This window comes from Blautia sp. HCP3S3_G3, assembly GCF_052063365.1.
Lineage (GTDB): Bacteria > Bacillota > Clostridia > Lachnospirales > Lachnospiraceae > Blautia_A.
Window position 1 is genome coordinate 786,628 of the sequence record NZ_JBQHXR010000001.1, and the last position, 25,857, is coordinate 812,484.

21 protein-coding genes and 1 pseudogene are annotated in these 25,857 nt (G+C 41.1%); 1 reads left to right on the plus strand and 21 read right to left on the minus strand.

All coding sequences use genetic code 11. The features are described 5' to 3' along the window. Positions 1-55: 55 nt before the first annotated feature. The 19 genes from ACTNEW_RS03575 to ACTNEW_RS03665 all read right to left on the minus strand — a co-directional run bounded on the left by ACTNEW_RS03575 (position 56) and on the right by ACTNEW_RS03665 (position 24,127). On the minus strand, positions 56-1,546 hold the full coding sequence (locus ACTNEW_RS03575) for an alanine/glycine:cation symporter family protein (protein WP_441058026.1): 1,491 nt from the start codon (positions 1,544-1,546) through the stop codon (positions 56-58). A gap of 443 nt (positions 1,547-1,989) precedes the next feature. Further along, positions 1,990-2,814: a CRISPR-associated endoribonuclease Cas6 gene (gene cas6, locus ACTNEW_RS03580; protein WP_441058029.1), complete on the minus strand. Its 825-nt coding sequence runs from the start codon at positions 2,812-2,814 to the stop codon at positions 1,990-1,992. Further along, on the minus strand, positions 2,756-5,962 hold the full coding sequence (locus tag ACTNEW_RS03585) for a TIR domain-containing protein (protein ID WP_441058032.1): 3,207 nt from the start codon (positions 5,960-5,962) through the stop codon (positions 2,756-2,758). The genes cas6 and ACTNEW_RS03585 overlap by 59 nt, the downstream gene beginning before the upstream one ends. A gap of 19 nt (positions 5,963-5,981) precedes the next feature. Then, on the minus strand, positions 5,982-8,210 hold the full coding sequence (locus ACTNEW_RS03590; protein WP_441058034.1) for a TIGR03986 family type III CRISPR-associated RAMP protein: 2,229 nt from the start codon (positions 8,208-8,210) through the stop codon (positions 5,982-5,984). Between the two features lie 20 nt (positions 8,211-8,230). Continuing rightward, positions 8,231-8,626, minus strand: coding sequence for a hypothetical protein (locus ACTNEW_RS03595; RefSeq protein WP_441058036.1), 396 nt, complete (start codon positions 8,624-8,626; stop codon positions 8,231-8,233). Positions 8,627-8,639: 13 nt separating this feature from the next. After that, positions 8,640-9,947: an RAMP superfamily CRISPR-associated protein gene (locus tag ACTNEW_RS03600; protein ID WP_441058038.1), complete on the minus strand. Its 1,308-nt coding sequence runs from the start codon at positions 9,945-9,947 to the stop codon at positions 8,640-8,642. Continuing rightward, positions 9,944-12,217 (minus strand): RAMP superfamily CRISPR-associated protein, encoded by a 2,274-nt coding sequence (locus ACTNEW_RS03605; protein WP_441058040.1) that lies wholly within the window; start codon positions 12,215-12,217, stop codon positions 9,944-9,946. Before ACTNEW_RS03605 ends, ACTNEW_RS03600 begins: the two co-directional genes overlap by 4 nt. A 21-nt stretch (positions 12,218-12,238) precedes the next feature. Further along, positions 12,239-13,792, minus strand: coding sequence for a hypothetical protein (locus tag ACTNEW_RS03610; RefSeq protein ID WP_441058042.1), 1,554 nt, complete (start codon positions 13,790-13,792; stop codon positions 12,239-12,241). Positions 13,793-13,915: 123 nt separating this feature from the next. Beyond that, a complete protein-coding gene (gene csm6 / locus ACTNEW_RS03615) occupies positions 13,916-15,292 on the minus strand; it encodes a type III-A CRISPR-associated CARF protein Csm6 (RefSeq protein WP_441058044.1) in 1,377 nt (458 codons plus the stop codon). Between the two features lie 80 nt (positions 15,293-15,372). After that, complete coding sequence (locus tag ACTNEW_RS03620; RefSeq protein ID WP_441058046.1) at positions 15,373-16,200, minus strand: MYG1 family protein; 828 nt, start codon at positions 16,198-16,200, stop codon at positions 15,373-15,375. A gap of 506 nt (positions 16,201-16,706) precedes the next feature. Further along, positions 16,707-17,009: a phage replisome organizer N-terminal domain-containing protein gene (locus ACTNEW_RS03625; RefSeq protein WP_441058048.1), complete on the minus strand. Its 303-nt coding sequence runs from the start codon at positions 17,007-17,009 to the stop codon at positions 16,707-16,709. A gap of 198 nt (positions 17,010-17,207) precedes the next feature. Then, positions 17,208-17,441 carry a hypothetical protein gene (locus ACTNEW_RS03630; protein WP_441058050.1) on the minus strand — a complete coding sequence of 78 codons (234 nt, stop codon included), beginning with the start codon at positions 17,439-17,441 and terminating at the stop codon, positions 17,208-17,210. A gap of 743 nt (positions 17,442-18,184) precedes the next feature. Then, entirely contained in the window at positions 18,185-18,682 is a 498-nt protein-coding gene (locus ACTNEW_RS03635) for a hypothetical protein (RefSeq protein ID WP_441058052.1), read from the minus strand. 1 nt (position 18,683) lies between these two features. Beyond that, complete coding sequence (locus tag ACTNEW_RS03640) at positions 18,684-20,717, minus strand: FtsX-like permease family protein (RefSeq protein WP_441058054.1); 2,034 nt, start codon at positions 20,715-20,717, stop codon at positions 18,684-18,686. Further along, positions 20,714-21,478, minus strand: a complete 765-nt coding sequence (locus ACTNEW_RS03645) for an ABC transporter ATP-binding protein (protein ID WP_441058056.1) — start codon at positions 21,476-21,478, stop codon at positions 20,714-20,716. Before ACTNEW_RS03645 ends, ACTNEW_RS03640 begins: the two co-directional genes overlap by 4 nt. A gap of 118 nt (positions 21,479-21,596) precedes the next feature. Further along, complete coding sequence (locus tag ACTNEW_RS03650) at positions 21,597-22,580, minus strand: sensor histidine kinase (RefSeq protein ID WP_441058058.1); 984 nt, start codon at positions 22,578-22,580, stop codon at positions 21,597-21,599. Positions 22,581-22,593: 13 nt separating this feature from the next. Beyond that, the gene (locus ACTNEW_RS03655; RefSeq protein ID WP_441058060.1) at positions 22,594-23,268 is read right to left on the minus strand and encodes a response regulator transcription factor; all 675 of its coding nucleotides are present in this window, start codon (positions 23,266-23,268) and stop codon (positions 22,594-22,596) included. A gap of 71 nt (positions 23,269-23,339) precedes the next feature. Continuing rightward, the gene (locus tag ACTNEW_RS03660) at positions 23,340-23,654 is read right to left on the minus strand and encodes a hypothetical protein (protein ID WP_441058062.1); all 315 of its coding nucleotides are present in this window, start codon (positions 23,652-23,654) and stop codon (positions 23,340-23,342) included. Then, on the minus strand, positions 23,654-24,127 hold the full coding sequence (locus ACTNEW_RS03665; RefSeq protein ID WP_441058064.1) for a helix-turn-helix transcriptional regulator: 474 nt from the start codon (positions 24,125-24,127) through the stop codon (positions 23,654-23,656). The genes ACTNEW_RS03660 and ACTNEW_RS03665 overlap by 1 nt, the downstream gene beginning before the upstream one ends. Before the next feature lie 383 nt (positions 24,128-24,510). On the opposite strand from ACTNEW_RS03665, the pseudogene ACTNEW_RS03670 reads away from it, so the two are divergent. Further along, positions 24,511-24,744 (plus strand): annotated as a pseudogene (locus ACTNEW_RS03670) (AraC family ligand binding domain-containing protein); the annotation flags it as partial. A gap of 300 nt (positions 24,745-25,044) precedes the next feature. Here the strand turns inward: ACTNEW_RS03670 and ACTNEW_RS03675 are convergent. Further along, the gene (locus ACTNEW_RS03675) at positions 25,045-25,365 is read right to left on the minus strand and encodes a hypothetical protein (protein WP_441058066.1); all 321 of its coding nucleotides are present in this window, start codon (positions 25,363-25,365) and stop codon (positions 25,045-25,047) included. 8 nt (positions 25,366-25,373) lie between these two features. Beyond that, a complete protein-coding gene (gene cas2 / locus ACTNEW_RS03680) occupies positions 25,374-25,634 on the minus strand; it encodes a CRISPR-associated endonuclease Cas2 (protein ID WP_441058068.1) in 261 nt (86 codons plus the stop codon). Between the last annotated feature and the right edge of the window lie 223 nt (positions 25,635-25,857).

The following is a 25,857-nucleotide window of genomic DNA, read 5'->3' on the forward strand; positions in this document are numbered from 1 at the left end:
AAAAGACTTGTGAAAAATATGTTTTTTTCACAAGTCTCTTATGCTAAGAAACGATTCAGTCACTTCCGTCCAGACCCTGTTCCTGTTCTCTCTGGATTTCCGGGAAAGCGGAAAGCATCGGTCTTTCTTTTACACCTTTGATTTTACGGTCTACATAGTTTTTGGTGATACGCATAACGATCGGAGAAAGCGTAATGACACCAATCAGGTTGGGGATTGCCATCAGACCGTTAAAGGTGTCAGACAGATCCCATGCGAGGTCAAGACTCATGGTTGCACCGCCAAGGATGAATACGATAAAAATCACACGATAAATAATAGTCGCATTGGAACCGAACAGATACTCAAATGCTTTTGTTCCATAGTGGCTCCATCCGAGTACTGTGGAAAATGCAAATAATAATATGGCAAGAGCGATGAAAGCAGGTCCCGCACTGCCGAATACAGTACCAAATGCTTCACCAACAAGTGCGGAACCTGCTGATGAGCTGACGACTGCACCTGTTTCCAGATCTACCAGACCAGAAGATAATACGGTAAATGCAGTCAGACTGCAGACAACGATGGTATCGGCGAATACTTCGAAAATTCCCCACATACCCTGACGAACCGGCTCCTTTACGTTGGAACTGGAATGAACCATAACAGAAGAACCAAGACCGGCCTCATTGGAGAAAACGCCTCGTTTCATACCCCAGGTAACTGCCATTTTGACACCGGAACCAACGATTCCGCCTCCAACGGCTTTCATAGCGAATGCACCTTTAAAAATAGCTCCGAAAACTGCGCCAAACTGATCAATATTGATAATGCAGACGATCAGTGCACCGATGATATAGATGATTGCCATAAATGGAACAAGTTTTTCTGTTACAGAGGCAATTCGTTTGATTCCGCCAAGAATAACAAGTGCTGCCAGAATCATCAGGACGATACCGGTAATGATATTCGGGATTCCAAAAGCTGCTTTCATATTTCCGGCAATGGAATTGATCTGACTCATATTGCCGATACCGAAAGATGCCAGCAGACAGAACAGAGAAAACAGAACTGCAAGAACAGCACCTACCTGTTTCATTCCCTTTTTGGAACCGAGACCATCGCGCAGATAGTACATGGCACCGCCGCTCCATTCTCCTTTTGCATTTTTTCTGCGGTAATAGATACCGAGAACATTTTCAGAGTAGTTTGTCATCATTCCGAAAAATGCCACGATCCACATCCAGAAAATTGCTCCGGGACCGCCTGCGATCAGTGCGGAAGCCACACCTACGATGTTACCTGTACCGATAGTTGCAGCCAGTGCGGTACAAAGGGACTGAAACTGGGAAATGGATTTGTCATGGGAAGCGGTATGTTTTGTAATGTGTCTATCAGTGAATATGCTTCCAAGGGTGTGCTTCATCCAGTATCCGAAATGGGAAAGCTGAAATACCTTTGTCAGAATTGTCATCAGGATGCCGGTACCAACCAGAAGAACCAGCATGGGGAGTCCCCAGACAAAACCATTGATTTTACCGTTGATATTGGTAATCATTTCAATCATAATAACGTTCTCTCCTCTTCCTCTTTATTGTGTTGGACAATCCATGAATGGATACCTTGTTTTCGGGATATTCCCATAGCAGACGGAAATGGGGAAACAAAACTGTTTTATGCCGCCAGTTTCGAAAAAAAAACAGGTGACTTATAAAAAATCACCTGTCTAAATCAATCTCTGTTTCCTCTCACTTACCTACATAATATGACGACAGGTCCGCATCATAAAACCAACCAGCACCCACGTCTTTGTAAGCATCCAGCCGTATCATACTTCAGAATTCCTTCAAATTCCGGTTTCTATTCACTTCACTTAATTAAATTATCACAGTGTAAAATGAATGTCAAGAATTTTTTGTACGATAACTGTTTGTTTTTGATACCATAGCTGTTTGTATTTTGTACAATAACTGTTTATTATTATCTGTATGATATTGATACAGCTGTCAGCTACAGCAATTGAAACATCCCAAATCCCTGAGAATTCTTTCCGCCAAGGCCAGCCTGATACAGGAAATCCAGATACTTCCGTTTCCCGGATATTCGATAAGTTCCATACCAACCGGTTATGTAACTGTTTTTATACCGTGTAACGAACTTATCCTTTTCTATTATGCGTAATGGCTGAAGTGTGATTTCAGATGAAGGCGTCACACCATAGTAGGCATAATATTTGCGAAAAAAATTATCTCGGATTTTTTCATAAAACATATCTTCATCCGGCGTATAATAATAAGTACTGCCATTTTTTTCGTCCGTTGAATATACAGTGATTGGTGTCATCATTCGGATCAGAATATCTGATTCTTCAACTGTATAGTCCCTCAATTCCACATCGATATCCTTGCAGTGAGTTTGCCCAAACCATATCCCCTGCTCTTTAATCGTCTGTGCAAGCAGCCGAATCACGCGGTTTTCAGGACTTCTGATTTCCCAAGTAACAGCTTCATCAAAAATTATTTTCTTTTCACTGATACGATATCTTCCCTGCAGATGGCTGAACTGAAACATTTTGTATTGTCGGTCCCTAAAGGCATATCCTGTATCATGCATAAACTCTGAAATATCCGGAGAACAGGATAAATTTCTGTAAAGTATTGACTGAAGTATATGATTATAATTAATTGGTAAAGAAATCGGATGTTCCGGCCTTATATATAACAACAACTGCATATTGCTTTCCTCTCGAAGTTTTCCATGATTTTTTCTCCATGTATCAATTATTCTGATCAAGAATGACCTTCTGATCACGAAGTATCTGCAGCAGACTTTCATTTAAATTGGATAGAGGGTTCAGCCTTCTGAATGAACATCCTTCCAGGTGTAAAAATGGAGGTTCGTATCGTTCTCCTGCCTGATTCAATATACGATATTCTCCTGTATATAAATCTTTCACAGCGACGCAGCCTTCCAGACTGACTGCAGCCAGGAGAGCATTGTCATAGAGATCCACTCCTGCCCATAGGAATCCCTGCGGTTCCTGTATTTCTATTTCGATTCCATCTTCATTCCCGATACGGTTTCTGTCAATTCTCAGGATTCCATCCGTGCCGGCAGCACAGTAAATAACATCTTCCTCTTCTGATAAAACAAAATCATTAACCTCTTCTGCCACTTTATAAGCTCTGGATGGAACAGTCTTATCCCTTTCCCATTCCAGCAAGAATCCATCTTTACTGCATCCGGCAACAATATCGTCAAATGCACCGGCTCGAGCTCTCATAAGAAAAGAATCTGCAGTCCCTTCACAGGAATACTTTTTTAAAAGAGAGTTTTCCTCAAGATCATACACATAAATTTCTCTTGTTCTGGAGGGAATAAGCAGCTCATATTCAGTTACCGTCAGTCCATTGGCATTCACATCAGCCAGCTTTTTTCTTTCTTTTTTTTCCTTGTCATAAAGATAAAGAAAACGGTTCCGTGTGACATAAACAATCCGTTCTTCATCCAGATACGCTGCTTCTCTGAGCAGAATCCCTGTCTCTTGCTCAAGACTCAATGTAATCTCTCCGGTATTTATATTCCATTCCCGCAGTCCCCTGTCCAGGGCTGCTCCAAGAATGAATTTTCCGTCCGCAGAAATATCTATGGATTGTACATATCCCCCGTCCATTTCATATGACATAAGAACCTTACCGGTCATTACATCTGCAAGAATAATCGTGTCATTTACCGTGTAGAAAATGCTGTTTCCTCCCTCATAAAAACGCACGGATGCCAGATCCCTGCTGTAGCCTGCTGCCTGGAAGATCCATTTATCGATAATGCTTCCGTCAAACTTTGCAGCGAGGATCCTGCTTTCACCTTTTCTGCTGCAGATCACATGACTAAAGGTTGCTCTTCGCAGATCAAGCTGAGAAAGATCCTGACCACTCAGATCATTTTTTCTTGTATCTTTCATGATCTGGATCAGGTTTGTGACTGCCTTTTTGGCTCCGGGATCATACTGACGGCGGTAATATCTGAGCGCTTTTGTGATCTCTGTCCGGATTCCGGGGAATCTCCAGTTACCATTTTCATCTTTATATGGGCGGTTTTTCTGCTCTTGGCACAATTCTCCGAGATAAACTGAAACTTCACTGCTGAACTGAGGAATCTCCAGATCCGAAGCACGTTCCTTTACAGAATTCCGGACCTTCAGATAATGATAAAAATGAACAGCAGCTAAAAATTTCGCAAAGACGGTACTGCAAAAGCAATAACGCCCGTATCCGTTTTTATAAAGAAGCTCCGGTTTCCGCATAAGATCATGTTCCAGGATCCTTTTACACTCTTCACGGGAATAAGATATTGTCCATCTTTCCGTGTCAAATTCTGAAAAAACATTAAGAAATGCGTTTTCCTTCAGCATTTCCACTGCACGTTCCACACATCGGAAAAATTCATTCTGTGTAAACATTTTCGGATTATCAAGTGCCACATAAGAATGTATCTCATCCAGATCTTTATGAGAGGAGGAAGTATTTACTTCCATACATGCTGCGATATACGGCAATATAAACTTCAGAAGAAACGATTTTTTGAGACTTTCTTCACATACTCTTTTACCTGAATAGCGATGCACAGTCATCTCAAGATAATTCCACAGGATATCAGCATCGGACGAAATTTCTTCCCTGAAATAACAGGGAAATTCCGTTTGATCCGTACCTTTTCGGATAAATGTATTTGTATTGGCATAGATGGTCAGCATCAGAGGATTGGAAACAATATTATACGGGATTTTCTGCCGTGTATCAGGCATGCAGTGATTCAGAGTAAGATAGGAATCAATCTGTTTTTCTGACAGTTCCTGAATCTGAAATCTCTGTACAGCCGCACTGCCTATATAAAACGGCTGGGAGATACCGGATGAAGTCATCAAAAGCTGAATACTTTTGTTAATCCGAATTCTGTCCAGTTCCTCCTGAAGTGTGGTACAGTTCTTGCCGGAACATTCAGAAAGTCCATCCAGCATCAGGATGATCCGGGGCTCTTTTTCCTTCCGGAAATCAAAATTGTAAAGCATGTTTTTGATCTCATAAAGAGAACACATCCTGTCAAATCTGCGTATATAATTCTTCTCAATATATCGTGCAATGCCGCTGGCACCATAAGAAAGACATTCTTCGATTCTTACATAGAAGACCATCTTTTCCGGATACGAATTGATAAAGTCCTTCATTAACTGATAAAGACAGGAAGTTTTTCCGGATCCTCCTTTACCGATGTACAGACAATTCCAGTCTTTTTGCTTCCATAAAGCTTTGACACTTTCTTCGAAAGATATAGGCTCATCCAGCCCGAGCCAGTGATCAAATTCCCTGACTTTCGGGATGATCAGCTCTGAATTGCAGAGTTCAGTTTCCACCTGATGTTCTGTGGCATAAAATCTGCGGATTCCCTCACGAAGCTCACGAAACACCTCCTGATTTTGTGCCATGCTGACATTTGCACTATTCCGGCTGCCGCACCTGTCGTTATTATTCTGTAATGCTTCATAATCCGCGAAAACTGTGCTTCTTAATTCCTGCAGCTGCTCTTTCTCAAGTTCATGCCAGGGGAATCTTGGATTCGGTGCATTTGTCTTCTGTTTATTTGTAAATACATAATCCATGTCTTCGGCATTGACATTCGCAAGATAGAGCGGATAAATAAGGAATCCCCGCTTTTGCTCTCCGTTTGAGAGACTTAGTTCCTGTTTGATCTGGATTGATTTTACGGCATGTTCCTCCAAAAGAAAAATGGCTCCAAAGCATTCATTGCTGATTGCCCTTTTGATAACTTCCATATAATTTTTTCCACTGGAAATATCCCTGTGATCAATCCAGCACGCAATTCCTTCCGCTTCAAAATATTCCGCAATCTCAGAAGCGGTCTGATCGATTTCCGAACAATGGCTTATGAAAAGTTTATTTCGTTTTCCGGTTTCTTTTAGCTCCATTATTCTGCCTCCAAAATCATCATCCATCTATACGGAACTGCTTTATCCTGTTTCCATCCGGAAATACTTTTTCACCGTCAAAAACTACTTCTATTTTTTCTCCGCGGGAATAAGAATCCAGTGTTTTTCCTTTTGCCAGAAAATGAGGAATACTTCCACGGATTCCCTCTGCCTCGATATTCAGGGATTTACCGGTTTTTGATAATCCTCTTACAACAGCCGTATACACTTTATTCCTGACAAATCCGGTGTCTGAACTTAAATTCTTTTCCTGTGCCTGTAAATGATCTTTTTTACTTTTTGCGCCTACCGGCATAAAAACATCCGTTGTGTTCATAAGCCCGGGAGTCATAGGTTTCATATACTGTGCATAAGCCATCTGAAGTCGGCTGGCAGGCATTCCGATGATTCTTTCCTTCCTGTGGTCATACCCTCTGTGATTGTCCACAAACCACTGGAATCCTTCCTCAGTTTCTCCGCTCTGCAGCCCCGGATAGCTGACTTTCTCTCCTGAAACTGCTTCAAAATCGGTAATCTTATGGAAGTTTTCCTGTACCTCTCTATCAAAAAGCTCCGATTCCTGTTTTCTCTCATAAGGTACTTCCTGATAAAAAATCATATTGCCATCTCTTATGATTTTCCGGAGCAGTACCTGATCCACAGCACAGGCAATACTTCCAAGCCCCAGGGGTTTTGCAGAACCAAGTTTGTATCCGTACTTTTTTTCATTCAGCTCCGTGTTGTTTTCATCGCCGCTTTCCAGAATCCAGAGAATCTGCTGCAGTTCTCTTTCCGTAATACCGTCAAAATAAAGAGAGCCACGAAATACCACTCCGGCGGAAACCGGGCGGATCGTTATGTTCAGATTCGTTTTCGGTATATCTTTGGGCAGACATGGATTCATCTGATGCCAGTAGAATTTCCTTCCTGCCAGATTCGGTGTACAGGGATGCAGCTTTCCGTTCTTATCAACGTAATAATCATATGTCCAGAACCAGGCATCCAAAGCCGGCCTCTCCACATAAAACTCCATATTGTTAAGCTTTGGACCAGACAGAGGGGCAAGAGTTACCACAGGATCATACAGTTTTTCTGTCTCTGCTTCGGATATACACTCCAGATCACTGAACCTGAGTCTGGATGATACATGCAGCCCTTTGTTCACTGTTCCAAAAAGGCTGCATGCCTGACAAAGATGTTCACTGTCAGAACAGGGCTGAAACGTTTTTGCCAGACTGCCCAGCGTATTTCCATAAATCTCCCTGGTGATGCATGCCGGAGAAAGCATCAGTTCCGCCTTCGTTCCCGGAAGAACATCATAATATACCGGAAAAAACTCTTCCCCCTGTCCTTTCAGGAACTGCTGAAGCATTCTCTTATATTCGGTATACAGGTGTTCCTTATTCTTCTCGTATTCATCAAGCACAGTCAAAAGAGTCTTAATCGAAACATCAGTCAAAAAAGCTCCTGTTACCGGAATGCGGTGAAATATATGGCAGCAGTGCTTCTGTGCAGGAGGCCGTCCAACATTCGGATCTCCTTTGCATTTTACTTTCGGTCCTTCTTCTCCCTTTATCAGATACCCTTCCAGTTCCCGGCTGTTATTTGTCATACTGACTCTTCTTGCAAGGGGCTTATATTTCTGGCTTCGCTTCGTATCTCTGTCAAAGTATACCAGTGATCCTTCCGGTATCTGATCCTGGATGTAGCATTCCCGGTCATAATACTCGCCCTTCCAGTACAACTCATCCGTCTGGCTGTTTTTGCCTTTTGTTCTCCATAAAAAATCTTCTGCCTGATACAGATCATAAGAACCATTACTCTTTCTTCTGATGAGACCCGGTTTGAAATTTTCGTTTGTCCGTTTGCTGAGGACCGCTTTCTCATCCAGTCCAGACAGACAGGACTCCGTCAGTATTTCATAACAGTTCCGGAACATGCCTCTGAATTCACTTCCGGGGATCACAGGGCGGCACACAGGTTTTTCCGGGGGGGCCTGCCTGCAGGAAAGATCTTCGTAAGCAAAAAAATCAAAAGATTTGTGTTCCCGATTCTTTTCATCAGTTATCTCCTCCGGGCGGACGAGTGCTCTGTCACAGCTGGTATTGGGGATAAAAAGCGGAGTTTTTGTCAGCACAGAATAGTGGATCACTCCTTTTAACAGTTCACTGTCCCTGGCTTTGCTTTCCTTTTTACCGGATGTGAGCGGGATAAAATTATATGGGTTTACAAACTTGTACTTCGACATTTCTTCTCCTTCCCGGATACTTATACCGTTTCCTGCATAACCAGACGATAATTATCGATATGTCCCATAACATCGTCTTTTGAATCGTTGCCATAAGAGATATGGTTCAAAATAATGAGTCTTCTGTCCTCCCATGGCTTTTCCAGAAGTACGCTCTCCCGGTACACATTTTCATCATCAGGAAAACTTGCAACTGTCTCTGCTCTGCCGTCAAACCTGGGACTTCTGGATTCCAGACACCGGTATTCTGTGTTCTGGTCAAATAAATGCACTTCCAGGATTTCGTAGCCTTTCAGACGTTCTTGTGCCAGCTCGCGGGAATCATAGGGCTCAAAAATCACTTCAAAACGGGTATACACAAGCATCCATCCCGCTTCAGGCGCTTCCTTTATACGGCTGCAATCTGCTATATTCATGCTTTATCCTCCCTTATTCTGCGGCATCAAGAACCCTGCAGAGCTCTTCCATACATTGTGCTTCATTCACAGGTTCACTGTAACGGATTTCCCCGTCACTGGTAAATATACCGCGGCCAATTGCAGTCTGTCCTCCGACTGCAAGATAACCGTTCCGGATGTCTTTCATGATAAGACAGAGTAGTGCTGTAAGTGCGGTCCAGTCTTCTTTTTTTTCTATATAAATTTCCAGTTCTGTATGTCCGTTAAAGCATGCAATTTCTGAATATAATGCTCCATTTACCGTAGATGCGTCAAACCGGTTGATGCGGTTACGGCTGACCGGTATTTGAACGCACCTGTCGCCCCGTGGATCAGAAAGGACACTCTCCCCCACTGTCACCATGGATCTGCGGGCTTTTTCTCTTTGCATGATATTTTTGTCGTTTTTATCCAGAACATAGCCGAACCATTTGTCCAGAAGTGTATTTCTTCCCGGGCATCCCAGTTCCTCCAGTATTCGTTCTGCTAAGGAACGGATTGCCCCGTTCCAGCTGGAACCGGGAATTACAGGAACACCTCTGCAGGTTATATGTTCGTAATCTGCTTTATTCGGCTGCGCGGAATATTTACGGATACTGATCCCGCCTTTTTGTCGGAGAGGCAGCGTGATTTTCAGATATCTTCGCTCTGTTTCCCCAAGATCATGAAGGTATTCCTCCGGACTGACATTATCGTAAATACTGAGGTTCGTCTGGTCTTTCAGAAATTCTGTCCATTCTTTTCCTGTTTCTTTTGTGAAGGATTTTTCATAAATCTCCGTAATACGGATTTTTCCGAAACCTCTTGTTTTTTTCGCACCGAATCGGATCTCTCCATTCTGGATCCCTGCCGCAATCCTGTGCAGACTCTCATAAAAATTCGCTTCCTGATCACGTTCTCTTATAACACATTCTATATAAAGCTTTCCACAGGCACCTGTTTCCAGTATTTCCGTGTCAAATTTATGCTTTTTTTGTACAATTTTATCCTCATCCAGTCGGATTCCATCCCTCACCGAGACACTTATACTTTCATCGAAATAGATATCCGAGAAAAAAACACTGCTCATAAATCCCTTTTCACCGGATGAATATCCAAAAATCCCTTCTTCATCCTTTTTCTGATTCAGATAACTGCGGAAAGCTCCTGCAACAGAAGTTCCCGGGATAAAAAGCTCACCGCTTCCGTTTCGAATAAAGTCCGAATCAGTCAGAGTATTTTCACTTCCGGAAATATTCATCGGGGAATCCAGCCTGATCTTCCAGACGGTGTAGATCCGCTTCACAATTCTGTTTATCATGAATCTTTTCCCTCCTTTTCATGTCTGAGGGCATATTTTAACTGCTTCAGATATTCTTTCAGATAGAAAAATTCAACCAATTCCTGATCGATATGAAAATCTTCTACTCCATATTCGTTCATGAAACGACCGGGAAGTTCTCTCGCCTGTTCACAGACACAGCTGTTTATCTGATTCCATGATGTTTCCTTATCCTTTTTTCCTTCTGCTTTCTTTTTAAAGCGTTCTCTGGCTGCGAGATCCACTTCCTGTTTGCTGCTGTTCTCTGAACACATTAACAGAAGATTACTTACTGTTGGCTTTAGTACCTCTTTATCCCAGTCCGGCTTTTGGATATCGTTCCATGCATTGCTGCCTGCAGTGAAATACACATACTGTTCAAATTTGTCCATACATAATTTCCAAAGAAATGATGACTCTGATGCGGAGAGTTCCTTTAACGGATATTCCGGATTGGTGTCCGGGATTCTGTCCGGATTACAGGTAACTACGTCACTGTCCTGTGTTTCCGTGATTCTTTCACAATAATAATCACGTTTTTCGCTTTTCTCAATGGCTGTTACAGTGGCTTCTCCGTAACCTTCCGCGCATCTTTCACCGAGCCATATGGTCTCTCCCACCGGGATTTCCACGGCTTCTCTGCACTTATAGCAGAGAACGGTTCCTTTATCAAACGCTTCAAGCGCAGGTTTTCTCATGCCCCAGGTTACCTGGAAACCTCCTACGGTCGTATAATTGATGAATTTCTGCCTTTCTTCCACCACATCACTTCTGATGTTCAGACACGCTTCAATTTCCTCTGCCAGGATATGCCAGTCTGCTGTATATGCGGCATTGCTGCTGTAAATGATTGCCGGGGATTCCAGTTTTATCATGAACTCCCTGACGGTCTGTTTTCTTATTTCTTTTTTTTCTTCTGTTTTTATAATCTGCCATGATGCGGAGCCATATTCTGCGATGCGGCCATAACCAAGCATGATATCCGGATTCTCACGGATACATTGCGAAATAATCTTAATTATATCCGGGGATGCCATTACATATCCACGGAATCTCTGTCCAGGTGTGATCGAGGAAATCTGATAAAAAGTGCTGTTTCCGCTTTCCTCATCGCAAGCCCGCCCGATGGACTTGTCTTCAGGACGGCGGTGGTGGCAGCTTTCCTGGAGTTCCACGCTTCTGGTATGAAGAACACCATTTAAGTCCCGGAAAACATAGCAGTGTTTCATCGGCTTTAACTGCCGGATCTCTCCTGGGGCATCATCACCGTCCGGAATCGGAACACTTCTGTCGGCATACAGTTTTTTTTCATTTTTCACACTGTACAGCGATGCCGGCACTTCAACGAGACGCTGTTTTCCATCAGAAAGATAGGCATTGGAACATTTCAGATTTTTCTCGGAAAGGAGCTTCTGAAAATCTGCTTCGGAACGTTCTTTACAAAGTTTCACAAGAAGACCGAGAATTTTTCCGCCATCTATGTAGTCCATGGTGTTCTCTTCTTCTCCGTTAACGCTCTTACAGATCACAGGTTCGTGCAGGTAGATTTCATATTCCAGAAAATCACTTTTCTGTTCTTCCGGTTCCTCGCCCTCACCATCTGCAATCTTTAATTCATCTGCAATCTTTGATTCATCTGCATCCTTTAATCCGTCTGCATCCTTTAAATCTTTCCCATGATCTGCAGCTTTTTGAAGGGTCACTTCTACTTCGCCCAGACCACGTGTTCTGGAGATTCCCATATGACGGAGCGCCCTGCAGCAGAGTTCCAGTGAATGGAACTGCACTTCCTCCATTGCCTGTCTGTCATCCATGGATACTTCAGCTGTAAAAACACATCCTTTATTGATTACTCGTATGGTTCTTAAAGAATTCTCTTCTGCTGTACCTGTTTCCCGGTCAACAGAGGTCTGTACTCTCACATAAGTAAATTGTCCAAGGATATTCTGTGAATGAAGGAGCATATGTCCCTTATATTTATTTACAAGTGCCTCATATTCACTGAGGTTTATCAGATAAGCATTTCCGATCCGGATGCTGCCCGTCTGGTTTCCTTCACAGCCGAACATCTTGTCAGGACTGAGCTTATGCCCCCAGTCCTTCAGTTCCAGGGCAGCTTCACGAAGGCATCCTTTCAGACGCTTTGCCGGGATATAGGGAAATCCGTTTTTGTCATAACAGACATCCGTATCAATGGCGGAATTATATATACCTCCGTCAGATACGCATAGATCACTTCGTAATTTTATCAGAATCTGATATTTCTGCATTTTTTACCTCCACTTTACGCATCAACAGGTGGTATTATCTGTGAATTTATCCAGATCCAGATAATAATCCATCATTTCCAGTGCATCGTACCAGATGGCCTTTCCCGAATCGCTGAAAAATACCCTTCCATTGTTTTCCGGAATCATCCATCCTCTTGATTTAAGAAAAAGATTCCATGTTTCCAGGGGCATTTCACCTTCACTGTACATGTTTCGGAGCTGTTTTGCAAAGGAACGGGGGATATTTCTTTCATCTGTGATCCACTGAACAGCGTCTCTGAAGCATTGGAAATGGAATGGTTCTTTTTCCAGTCTTTCAAAACCTTCCGGATTCATTCCGGGTATATAATACGGACGAAGAAGAAGGGATTTGCCGTCCGCTGTTTCGTATTCATTTTTTCGTACATTTTCCAGATTTCTTGTTTTGATATTTTTACAGATCTGGAAATCCACAAAATTTCCTACACGCAGGCCGTCTTTGTTTTCCGGCATTTTTGCAAGACTTTTCGCGTTTTCACAGCAGCTTTCTGCAACATCATACGCGATGGAAAATGGAAAATGGCTGCCCATGTAAGCCACCCCTGCGCAGGCACTGAATCCATAGTCTTTAAGGCTTTGGGGATCTGTCTTCCCGTTCAGTGTATATTTCGAAATATTTTCAAAGAAATACTGTACAGTCGCAAGGGCTATCCTGGCAGTGCAGACATAAGTGATATCATCACCTGCCGTCACGATTCTGCGGATAAATGGACGGAATTCCTTTCCTTCAAATTCTTTCAGGTAAAATGATTTTTCATTAAACAGCATTGACATTTCATCAAATACCGTACGAAAACTGTGACTGATCTGCCAGGATATCCGGCGCATCGTATTCACTGCACTTTCATATGCAGTTTCCCCTTTGATCAGGTTCAGGATGCCAAGGCCCATATTGTTTCCGTCAATATGTACTACGGCAAGGGTACTTTCCACACCCTTTTGCTGGGCAAGCTTATCAAAGATCTTTTCTTCTTTTTCCTGGGCTTTCGCGTCTTTATAACCTTTTTTGTTCCTGGATTCCGTACTTTCTTTCTCTGTCACCAGCGGATATCCTGTTTTCCGTTCCACTTTCATAACAGGGAGCGCTCCGTATGGACGGGAAAGGATCATTTCCGCTTTTACCTGTCCCATTTTTGCTTTCAGTTTCTGATAATCGTCTGCATAATCCTCTGTTTTTTCCACCCAGGCTGCCGCAAGCTGAAGGGAATATGTCCTGTCCAGGACATACCGTGACATTTTTCGGCTGACTTCCCGGTATCTTTTCAGAGAATCATAGAGTACATAGGCGTTGCCGCCGCCGATAAAAAGAACTTCCACTTCCTTTTTGGAATTATCCTGATAAGGGAGCGGGCCATTTTTGTCACACCAGGGGGAAACTGAACCCACTGCTGTCTTCAGGGCATCATATATGATATTTTCCACCAGCAGGGAAGCTCCCATGGCATCCTTTACTCTGGCTGTACGGTAAATATACTTCTGGATTCCACGTACATCATACATCGCCAGTATTCTTGTCTCTGTTTTTTCCTGCGTCATTTTCCCTTTCCTTTCTTTTTACAGTTATTACAGGATTTTCTCGTCATATCTGTAATTACGCCATCATATCTGTAATTTTCTCATCACATCTTAAACTTTTTCATTATATCTGGTATTTTCTCATCACATCTTGATCAGCTGTATGATTTTCTCATTCAGTCTGTCATAACTGTCCCAGATTTCATCTGTAACCTTAAAGCCCGAATTCTGGAAAATCTGTCGGAATTTTTCAATGATCTCTTCTGCATGAAGCCCTGTTTTTCTTTTGATTTCATCATCCGTAACTGCAACTATGGTGTGAGCTGCAATGTTCCGGATTCCCTGTTCCACATTATCACGAAGTTCTTTGAAAAGTTTTTTCAGCTTCTCCGACTGGATTCCCTTATCTCCTGCAATAATGGATATGATCTGCCAGCTGGCAAGAAAGCCTGTTGTATAAACAGAATTTGTACTTTCCTGAAGGTATCCCAGGTATTCTCTGCCTTTTTCATCACTATCCAGTTTGTTTCTGTCAAGATATACTTTTCCATTTCGCTTTGTACAGTATTTTTTCTCAATATCGACTTTGCCCACGTTTTTTAATACGTATTTGCTCAATTCATACAGAAGAGGGGTGATTCCTCTGGCAAGTTCCGCGTATTCTTCCCGTTTCTGCTTGATTCTCAGATAAAGGAGATATTCATAAAGGAGCACCTGATCGTCTGCACGGAAAGGTATGATGTCCGCATATAATTCCAGGTAATGCTCTTTATCCTTCTGGTCATTTATGATCGTAAGGTAACCGTCTGGACCGTTTCTTTTCAGCTGTATTCTCTGGCAGGCAATTTTAAGCAGAATATATACCTCTTCCGGAATACTGTTTTTGATGGTATCCGCGATCTTCAGCGCTTCCTGATAATCATAGGACAGAATATGTTCCACAATGGCTTCTTTCTGCATCTGGCGGTTAAAAGCACTGTTGCCCACTACCAGACAGCGGTTGGCGGAACCCGGTTCGTTATCCATGTTCAGTTCCCAGTATTCTTCCAGCTGGAACTCTTTGGGAAGCTCTCTGTTCTGATTGACCCTGCTTCGGTCTTCCGGAATCTGATACAGTCTGATCTTACGGAAACTGTTTACGGAAATCGTGATCAGGCATGCCTGCATGGCGGCTGTTCCGGATGAAAGGTTCACGATCATTTCCGAATCCTGACCATACTGCTCAAAAATCTTTCTGTAATGCTGCTCAAATACATCATAAAAAGAATCAAACAAATGTGCATGTTCAATGTCTGTTTCGATCACATGTACTTCAAATTTATGTCCGATCTGTTCTTCCAGAAGGCGGATGGCTTTTCTGTACCGGTCATCACTTTGATGATACTGTACAAAAATCTTTGTGAGAAACAGGTATACCACATCCGGTCTCTCATGCCTGCAAAGATGCAGCATCGGTCCGTCCTGCATTCTTGAAATCGGATCTGCATTACTGACCGCTGAAAACAATATTTTCTTCCCCATAATATCACATCCTCCGATTTGCTGTAATCATTTTCGGAATCAAAAGTCCTGGAAACCAGGGCTTTTGACAGCTCATCCTGTTATCTGAATCTGTTTCCTCTTCTAAGAGACAGGATACAGGCATTTTTTACAGTATCTCTGTCATTTCCTGCCAACAGGAATCCGTTTTTATGACAGAAGGTAAGTCCTTTTATTCCGCTTGTTTCTTCAAGCTGTACTCCCGCAAGTCCTCTCCAGTCTTCCGGAAAACTCAGCCTGTTTTCGTAGGAATCCACAGAAACCGGAACACACTGTGCGTTGAAACCTCCCCTGAAAGAGGGGTATATTACATAATAGTATCCATCTTCACGGACAATATTTTTCCATGGAACTCCTTCATCAAGGATCACGATTCCATGTTCCGATCGATTCATGGCATCTTGTACAATTTTTTCTGCTTTTTTCTGACTGCGGAAGATCCGGAATCTGTTTTCCAGAATGACTGTGGCAAAAGACACTGCTTTTTCAAACTGGTCATCCTGATTCTCCGGCAGATCCCACTGACTGTTAAAGTCATTGATGATATCCGCAATTTTGTCTCTCGTTCCGCCATTATCAGAATCATCAAGCGGTTCAATAAAACTCTTTTCAAATTCCTCTGCATCTTCCGCAAGAAAATCTTTCCCGAATTTTCTCCATAACAGACCAAAGGATGCATATGGTATTCCATCTTCCCTTACAGGACTATCCGCCTGATGATGATCAAATTCCCCATACCCAATATCAAAAACAAGTCCGTCATATCCTTCGGGAACCTGATTCCCTCTTTCAATGATCACATCGGGATTCATGATACGGAGCAGTGCCGCTGAAAACACATCATCAGCGTGAAATTTGCCGGCGTGTGTAAAGGCTTTTTTGATGTTCATGAAATACCTCCTATCGTTCTGACATAGTGATACCGCATATAAGGGTATATTTTGTATTAATTTTAATATAAATCGTATCAAATTTCAATCAGTATAGAGAATAAACAGTTTTTATCTTTTATATCCGGTTGTTACCAGCTGATTCATTATGAACTTGAAATACTTTTCTGATTGGGGAATGAAGGCGACCTTCTTTTGATATCAATATTCGTTTTGATAAAAATTATAGAAAAAATGAATTGTTATTTATATAGATTTCAGGTCAAAAAATAGAGGAAAAATGCACATTTATAATTGAAAAGAGGTTCCAACGGTATCAATTCCTCATAGGTAAGGTATAACGGAGTCAAGAGGTTATTTGGTGTCAGGGACATATAGTGTCAATTCCTCATAGGTAAGGTATAACAGGACAATATGTCCAACTTAGTTTTAGGACCACGTAGTACATTTAAGTGTCAATTCCTCATAGGTAAGGTATAACAACAGTATTTCTGCTGTCTTCTCATTTATATTACCTCTTTTTTCCTCTGCTTACAAGCATTTTCTCCCAAAAAGTCGGTCAATCTCCTTTTCATCATCTGAACCATCATCTTATCCTCTCTAAGCGAGAGTGCAATCTCATCTTCCACTGTTCCATAAGTTCCCTCAAAATAAATAATTCCATTATTCTGCAAGCTCATACAGAGCAGTTTCAGATAAATGATCACCAATGTATCTCCGCTGGGAAGGTTTCTAAGGAAAAGTACGGAAGGTTCGTCCCAGAAACTTTTCTTCATCTTCAACCAATAATATCTTTTATTTGCTGCCAATCCTATACACCTCCTTCCTAAATGTTTTATGACCTTTCAGATAAGGATACTTGGTATGTAAGCAGTATCGGTACGCGAAGTCCTTTCTGTGATACTGACAGCCTGTACACATTTTTTCTTCATCAATGTTATCTTTCTTGCCAGGCACCTGCATCATCATCTGCTCATAAAACGTCAGATGCCCTCGCATGTTACCTCTCATGACTTTTGCCCCAACAATTTTTTCATACAAAATCCGATGCATGGATTGTTACGACCATAAGGACAACCGTCACATGGACCAACCGGTTTCTTCGGTTTATCTGGTAACAAGTAATAGCATTTCTCTTCGCCTAACACACAAATCTTATTTTTATCATCCCACCAATAGCAATAATCACATGACTTTGGTTTATCATCTGCATACCTGGCTTCTTTATTCATTTCACTCATTTTGAATTCTCCTAAGTTTTTATTTTTACAATTCTCTGCACACACTTCTGGTGTGGACAAAAGCATTTGCAGACTTAATTGCAAAAGGATATGGCGGAACTTTTGGCTCCGCCACATATTTTCACAATTAATGTTTTTGAATCAAACTTGTCCCCGACTTCCCTGATTGCAATGGGAACATTCCAGCCCGTACCTGGTCGGTACTCATAGGACTCTCACCTCTCCGTGGAACTCACCGAGCCGCCCACGCATCATGTACGTGACTAGACGGAAGTATCATTATCCCAATTCAGACTTCATGGCAATCAGACCGCACCACCGATCTGTTTCCGATCTCTGTTGATCGCTCGCTGTAAAAACAGGTCCTCGCGCCAGAATCATCGTTGCTCCATCCAAACGGATATAAACTGGAATGCTGCGTATTCTGTTTTCAAGGTTCAGGAAGGTTTCAATCCCTCCTACTTTTCTGGTGGGGACGGAAAATTGCCAATCTGGTGTGATTTTTTAAAATTTTTTTGAAATTTTTTCTGCGAGTGCAGAATTGAGATGTTTAGATATGAATTTTGAACAAAAAAATGGCCCTGTATCTTTCAATACAAGACCAATCATTTAGATTATTCTATTCTTTTATTTTTCTGATAACCTGATTCACTGTGCTCCACAAGATATTCAATATCAATAAAATAAATCCTATTGGAATCAGTGCAATGCAAAGTCCTATTGTCATAAGCCAGGAACAAATCTTATTCTTCATCTCCATCAGCTCCTGTACATCTTAAATCAATGCTTCCTGTAAAATCTTCATAGTCAACCATGATATAATTTCCCCCACTTTCAAAAGAAAGCACTTTTTCAAAATAACCGTTATCATCAGGGGAAATATAGACTACTTCTTCATTCATACGTACACGGATCTCTGCACTACCAGATTTCGTTTCAATGTTACCATTGCAAATAACCGTTCGCTCTTCTACACCAGCACCACCAAATACTACATCCCGTCCAGTCATCTGTTCTACCTGAGCATTGTAACTTCCTGAATAATAGTCGCCTGACTGTTCCAAAGTTCTTTCTCCACATAAATCAGAATCTTTTGTAATCTGTTTCTTTCCAAGTGCTTCAGTCCAGTTTTCTACCTGCTCTATAATTTTAATTCCATCAGAATTATTGTTCCAAGCTGAACAGCCGGACAAAACGGTCAGCACGCAAATAAGCAAAGTACCTGCAATCACTTTCTTCATCCTATGCTTCCCTCCTGCCGCTTACAATTACATAATAAGAATTTGAGGTGATCTTATATACGAATGCATACAGAAGACCAAACAACAGAAAACATATGACGAGTACCACAAGAATCATTTTCAGATTATTGAGACCGAACAGCATAAGCATCCTCCAGATAAATGGAAATGCAAAACCTAAATGAATTCCCGCAAAAACAAGAGGTGCAAAAAATACCGTCAGCATCTGGGAATTGATACTTCTTCGGATATCTTTCTTTGTCATTCCTACTTTCTGCATGATCTCAAATCTGGCCTGGTCCTCATAACCTTCGGATATCTGTTTATAATAGATGATCAGCACCGCTGCAAACAGGAATACAATGCTTAACATGATACCAAGAAAATACAGACTTCCATATAATTCCATGAACCCGTCTCTCTGTACCGCCTTGCTTTCTGCTGATAAGGAGCTGATATGGTATTCTCCTTCCATATACATGTTTTTCAGCGTTTCTCTGATCTGTGATGTAGCTTCTATTTCTGCTTCTTCTGTATCAAAGTCTGCTCCGAATCGCCATTCATATACAAATATGGAATCACCAATCGTATTCGCAAGATCTTTTACCGGTTCAATAAATGTGTACGGATCATTTACCACCATATATACTGTCGGTGCAATCATTGCTTCTGCGTCTCCATCTGTTGGAAACTCGTGAAGCCTTTCTTTTACCGTGTAAGCATCCGCTCCTTCTATCGCAAAGCTATCCCACTCGTATTTCAGACGATCACAATAAATCAGGCATTCTTTTTCTCCAAGGCTCTTTTTCTCATTTTCCATCTCATTATAATCATCCAAAGAAAGAATTGATAAATAGCCCACATTATCATACGTATCAAACCCAATCATAGTAGAAGTGCTCATCTGGGTCGTGATCCCCTTTTCTGTAATCAATCCAGAGGTGTTAAAAGAACGGATTCCGGTTAAATCTGTCTCTTCTTTGCAATAAGGCGCTATGTTTTCACGAATCTTTTCTATATTTTCATCACTGACTCCTTCTGCCTGGTCAAACATTACAGAGACATTTACATCATTTGGATATCTGTTATGAAGGGCATCTTCTGTTCCGAAATACAGGCTTGTTGTTGCAGATATCATGACTAGCACCATAGTAAGAAGGATACAGATGGATGCAAGACCGGCTCCGTTTCTTCTCATTCGATAGATCATAGAAGAAACAGATACAAAATGATTCGGTTTGTAGTAGTACCGCTTATTCTTCTGTAAAAGTTTACAGAACGCAACGGAACCAGCCATAAAAAGCAGGTAGGTTCCTATGATAACCAAAATAACTGCTCCAAAGAAGATGGTAAATGCTGACAACGGTTCTTCGATTGTCACTGCAAGATAATATGCTGTTATCAGTAAAACAATCCCAACTGCTGCATAGATCCAGTTTCTTTTCGGAATCCTCTCCCCGACCTTGTTACTCTGCATCAGTTCCAAAGGTCTGGCTTTTCTTACCTTACGAAGAGAATTGATAAGAAGAATCAGATAAATAATCCCATAAATCTGCAGGCTCTGCCTGATCGATATTATCCCAATATAGAAATCATAGGTGACATCCATGTGAAGGATATTTAAGATGATGAGTTCGGCAATCTTTGATAATGCAATCCCCGCAAAAAGTCCGATCGCAATGGCACAAACACCAACAAAAATGCTCTCCCATACCATCAGCTTGCTAATATTCCTTTTGTCCATTCCCAAAATATTATAAAGACCAAATTCCCTATACCTCTGGCGGATCAGAAAGGAATTGGTATAAAAAAGAAACAGAAGAGAAAACACAGCAATCACAATACACCCAAGTGTAAGCATGATTGTCAGATAAGAACCGCCAATCATCTGCATGAGCGTAGGGGACTCAATCAGATAACTTAAGATATAATACATCATGACCATCACACTGCCGGTAAGAATATACGGGATATAAAGTTTCTTGTTTTTACGGATTCCTTCCCATGCAAGGCGCGGATATAAACTCACTCTCATCTTCGATCACCACCTGTCGCCAACATGATCAACGTATCCGAAATCATCTGATACAACTGTTCATCCGTCTTATTACCTCTGTAGATCTGATGGAATACCTCACCGTCTTTAATAAACAATACCCTGCCTGCATGACTGGCTGCCTTTACGGAATGGGTAACCATCAGAATTGTCTGTCCATCAAAATTAATGTCACCAAACAGACGAAGAAGTTCATCCGTTGCCTTGGAATCAAGTGCCCCGGTTGGTTCATCTGCCAGGATCAGTTTAGGATCTGTGATCAATGCTCTTGCCACTGCAACTCTCTGCTTCTGTCCTCCGGAAATCTCATATGGGTACTTTTTTAAAAGCTCCATAATACCAAGTTTCTGTGCAATAGTTTTAATCTTTTCTTCCATTTCCACATGCGATTTCCCTGCAAGTACCAGCGGAAGATAGATATTATCCTCCACGGATAACGTATCCAAAAGATTAAATTCCTGAAATACGAATCCAAGATTATCTCTTCTAAATTCCGCAAGGCGTGACTCCTTAATATTTGACAAATCCATTCCATCCAAAGAAACAGAACCTCCCGTCGGTTTATCCAGCGAAGCGAGAATATTTAACAACGTTGTCTTGCCAGAGCCGGATTCTCCCATAATGGCAACATACTCTCCTTTTTCCACACTGAATGATACATTTTTCAAGGCTTCCACTTTATTTCCACCAAAACGTGTCGTATATGTCTTTTTCAGCCTGTTTACTTCTAGTATACTCATAACAAAAACTCTCCTTTCGAATTTCTGTCCTGATTGTAACAAAAGGGAAACTGTAAGTTCCATCGAATCTCCTTACAATTTCCCCTTCATTTCTAACAGTTTTGTCACATTTCATTTTTTATTCCACATTCAGTCTTTCCTGCTGCAGACTAATCTGGATCAGCGTTCCCTGTTCCTGTTCTGATACCGCCAGAATCTGATGTCCCAAATTGGTACAGATCCTTTTGCACAGATAAAGACCAATCCCGCTTGCCTTTTTATCTACTCTTCCATTATACCCGGTATATCCTTTTTCAAATATTCTCGGAAGATCCTCTGGTGCAATTCCGATTCCGGTGTCTTTGATACACAACATCTTTGGTTCTTCCATATAAATGGAAATCGTCCCATTCGGCGTATATTTGAGTGCATTGGAAATGACCTGCTCAATCACAAAGGAAAGCCATTTTTCATCCGTAATAACCGTTCCTTCCATTTTCCCCATATCCAGCGAAATCTTACGACTGATAAATTCCCCGGAAAACTTTTTAACAGCCGTCTTTACGATACCTCCGATTTCATGCTCTTTGATCACATAATCCGTAGACTCCGAATCAAGTCTTAAGTACATCAGCACCATTTCCACATACTGCTCTATACGAAATAAATCAGCCATCAGTTTTCTGGATAATGCAGAATCCTCATTCTGCAGATTCAGGCGCATGGCTGCGATCGGTGTCTTGATCTGATGTGCCCATACCGTATAGTAATCCATCATTTCCGTAAATTTGTATTCCATCGAACGGTAAAGTTCCTGCTGGTTTTCATTCATAACATGGATTAATTTTTGATATACCTCTTCCTCTAATCTGTCTGCTTCCGGCAGATATTCCATATTGATTTTCCCATCTGACTGCATCAATTCCAGCTTCTGATATTTTCTCCTGACATTGAGATAATCAGAAATGAGAAATCCCGTGCATACAAGTCCGCACAAAGCTACCGGATACAATACGGCACTTATGGGGAGATGGTATAAAGAAAAACAGATGACAAAAATCAAGCCACATATAACTGCTAATAAAAACAATTTGCGTTTCTGTTTTAAATACTTTAATAACAAATCTGTTCCACTCCTAATCCTTTATGATATATCCGGCCCCGAATTTAGTCGTAATAAAATCCGTAAGTCCTGCTGCTTCCAGCTTTTTACGGAGTCTTCCCACATTTACAGTAAGCGTATTCTCATCTACAAAGCTGTCGCTGTCCCACAAAACCTCCATCAATTTTTCCCGGCTGACCACTTTTTCTTTATGTTCCATCAGCGTCAATAAGATCTTATACTCGTTTTTTGTAAGGGAAATCTTCTCTCCCTGATACGTTAATGTGTTATCTCCTGTATGGAGTATCGCACCACGATGCTCCAGTACCGGTACTGCCTGTGCAAAATCATAAGTGCGTCTTAACATAGCCTGTATCTTCGCCATCAGCACACTCTGGTCGAATGGTTTTGTAATAAAATCATCACCGCCCATGTTCATTGCCATCACAATATTCATATTATCTGAGGCAGAAGAAATAAAGATAATCGGCACTTTACTGACTTTGCGGATCTCACTGCACCAATGATATCCATTAAAAAATGGCAGTGAAATATCCAAAAGAATCAGATGTGGGTCAAATTCGGAAAACTCGGCCATAACATTTCGGAAATTCCTTACGTTCTCTGCTTCCAGTCCCCACATCCCTGCCTGCTCATTGATTGCTTCTGCAATACCACGATCATCCTCTATAATCAAAATACGATACATATTTTGTCACATCCCTTTTCTTTTATATGCGTCATTATAACACCTGAGGATGTATTATCAAAGAATACTTTTTACAATATTTCTTTGATACTGCTGATATTATCGATGCGAAACATCTTTAAAACTTTTTTCTTCTTAGCCTCAACTTCCAGCATGACCCATTCTTCATCCAGATCAACCAGAACACCTTTCGCTGAAAACATCATATCAAGTGCTGCCAATGGTTCTTTTAAAGTGATTTCACACATTTTGTTCAAATACTCTGGAAGCACTTTCTGATAGGATATTTTTTTCTCCTCTTTTTTATCATTTCCTGTTTGTTCTTTCAGGATATGAATCATATACGCCATCATGACAATAATGATGATCAATAAAATATCTGTCATTACTCTTCCTCCACAATTTCAATGCCATTGATCATATTGATATCAATCAGCTTGATCACAGTCTCTTTTTTCACAAGATGGTTCTCCTTTGTTCTGGTATATTCGATACGCATCCATTCATCAGTAACTTCCAGGACTCTTACCGCAGCGTTATATCCCCAATCCAGACCCGATTCAAGAAGAAGTTCCAAATCTGAACCGCTGATTTTTACTTTCTTTCCTTCCAGGCATTTCAATAATCTGCTACTTCCCTGCTTCTTTTCTTTAACTACAATTTCCACCCGATTTTCTACCAGATCATCCAAACTGACATGGTAGATTTTTGCCAGTTCCATTGCTTTATCCAGAGAAGGGGCACCTTGTCCCAGCTCCCAATTAGAAATCGTTTGTCTTGTAACCTGTAGTTTATCTGCAAGTTCCTGCTGACTATGACCATTCTTTTTACGAAGTGTTACCAATTTATCTCCTAACATCTTCCTTCTCCATTATCTGGAGAGTATTGTATCAGAAAAAATATAAAATTTAAGGTACGGGTTTTTTCCTACTTACGATTATTTAGGCTTTTCATCATACCTTTATGGTGACAGGTACCGCACTTCGTCATAATTTTCTTTCATACATCGGGATTATTTTATGACAGTCAGTCGCTCTCTTGCGACTGACTAAAGATTTTCATAGATTTTTCTTATGTAGACTTTTCTTACATCTCTTTCAGATTTATTGCCTTATGATAAATCTGTCGATGTTCTCTTGTCAACAGATTTTCAGCAATTTATACTTTTTTTATGGTGCCTGTCACCAATGTGGGCAATTGCGGAAGAACCCAATTTTGGCGGAAACCCTGATCTGTGGTCGCGGAATATACATCCGCAACAATTATTTGTTCCATTATGTAATCTCAGGACAGGGAACATTACTGGTGGATGATACATCTAATCATTCCACTGAATATAAAATAAAATCAGGTTCCGGCTTTCTCATCGAACCCGGACGGATCAATACCTATTTTGCCGACCGGGAAGATCCCTGGGAATATACCTGCTTTATGGTGACAGGTACCGCATTTCTTAATTTTCAGTTACAAGAATAGAGTATACAAAAAAGACTACCTCGGCAAGAGATAGCCTTAATATTAAGAGAAAAAAGTAAATCAAGCCATCGTCACAGGGTGACGATTTGGTTAGTTTCTTGCCCCAGAGCTTATTAACTCGTGCCCCTGAGCTTATTAATTCACAATATCATCCATTCAATTAGTCATTTTGTAGGCCAACTGTTCGAATTCTCTACCCGAACACTTTATCGAACGCTTATCTAAATGGCATTGTTATAAATTTCCAAAAAGAGCTGGCTTCTTTCGAAACCAGCTCCTTCTCTTTTCTTTATGTATTTTTTATATTTCGTTTATCAAAAGTTTCTTGCCCCTGAGCTCAATGTGCGCTAACAAACGTAAAATAAAACGATCGATTGAATTTATACAAGATATACTTCTTTTCTTACCACGCTTATTCAAATGCTCTTTTATCTGTACTACTCCCGGTTGGTAACTACTTTTTATAATATTCTCGCAAATATCATCTCCATTTATTTTCCAGTACTCTTCAAGCTCAGATAACCACATTCCATCTGGTCCATGTCCATCCCGCTTGGTTTTCAAATGCTCAAAAGCTCTATTCTGATTACTTTGTGAAAGAACTTCTTCAATTGTCAACATACTTCACCTCATATAATACTCGAAAGCGGATGAACCAATCCCAACTGTTCTTTGTAAGCATATTTTACAGAATCAAGACAATAAATAATTACAGAATCAAACTGTGGTGAAACCAACGAAGACAATTCCTCTTTCAATTTTATTAAACCCGCCTCAGAAATATTTCCCTCGAATACCGAACGCTGAATATGCTTTAAATACTTTCTACATACTTTATGTACCTTTGCAACACGCAACTGTTGAACGTCATAAGTCAATATTACATACATTCGAAATATCACCTCTTGAATTTGAAATTCCTCATAGGTAAGGTACAACGTTATTTCCGCAGTTAGACACGCAGCAAAGATGAAAGGTGTCAATTCCTCATAGGTAAGGTATAACAACAGTATTTCTGCTGTCTTCTCATTTATATTACCTCTTTTTTCCTCTGCTTACAAGCATTTTCTCCCAAAAAGTCGGTCAATCTCCTTTTCATCACACCCTACAAAT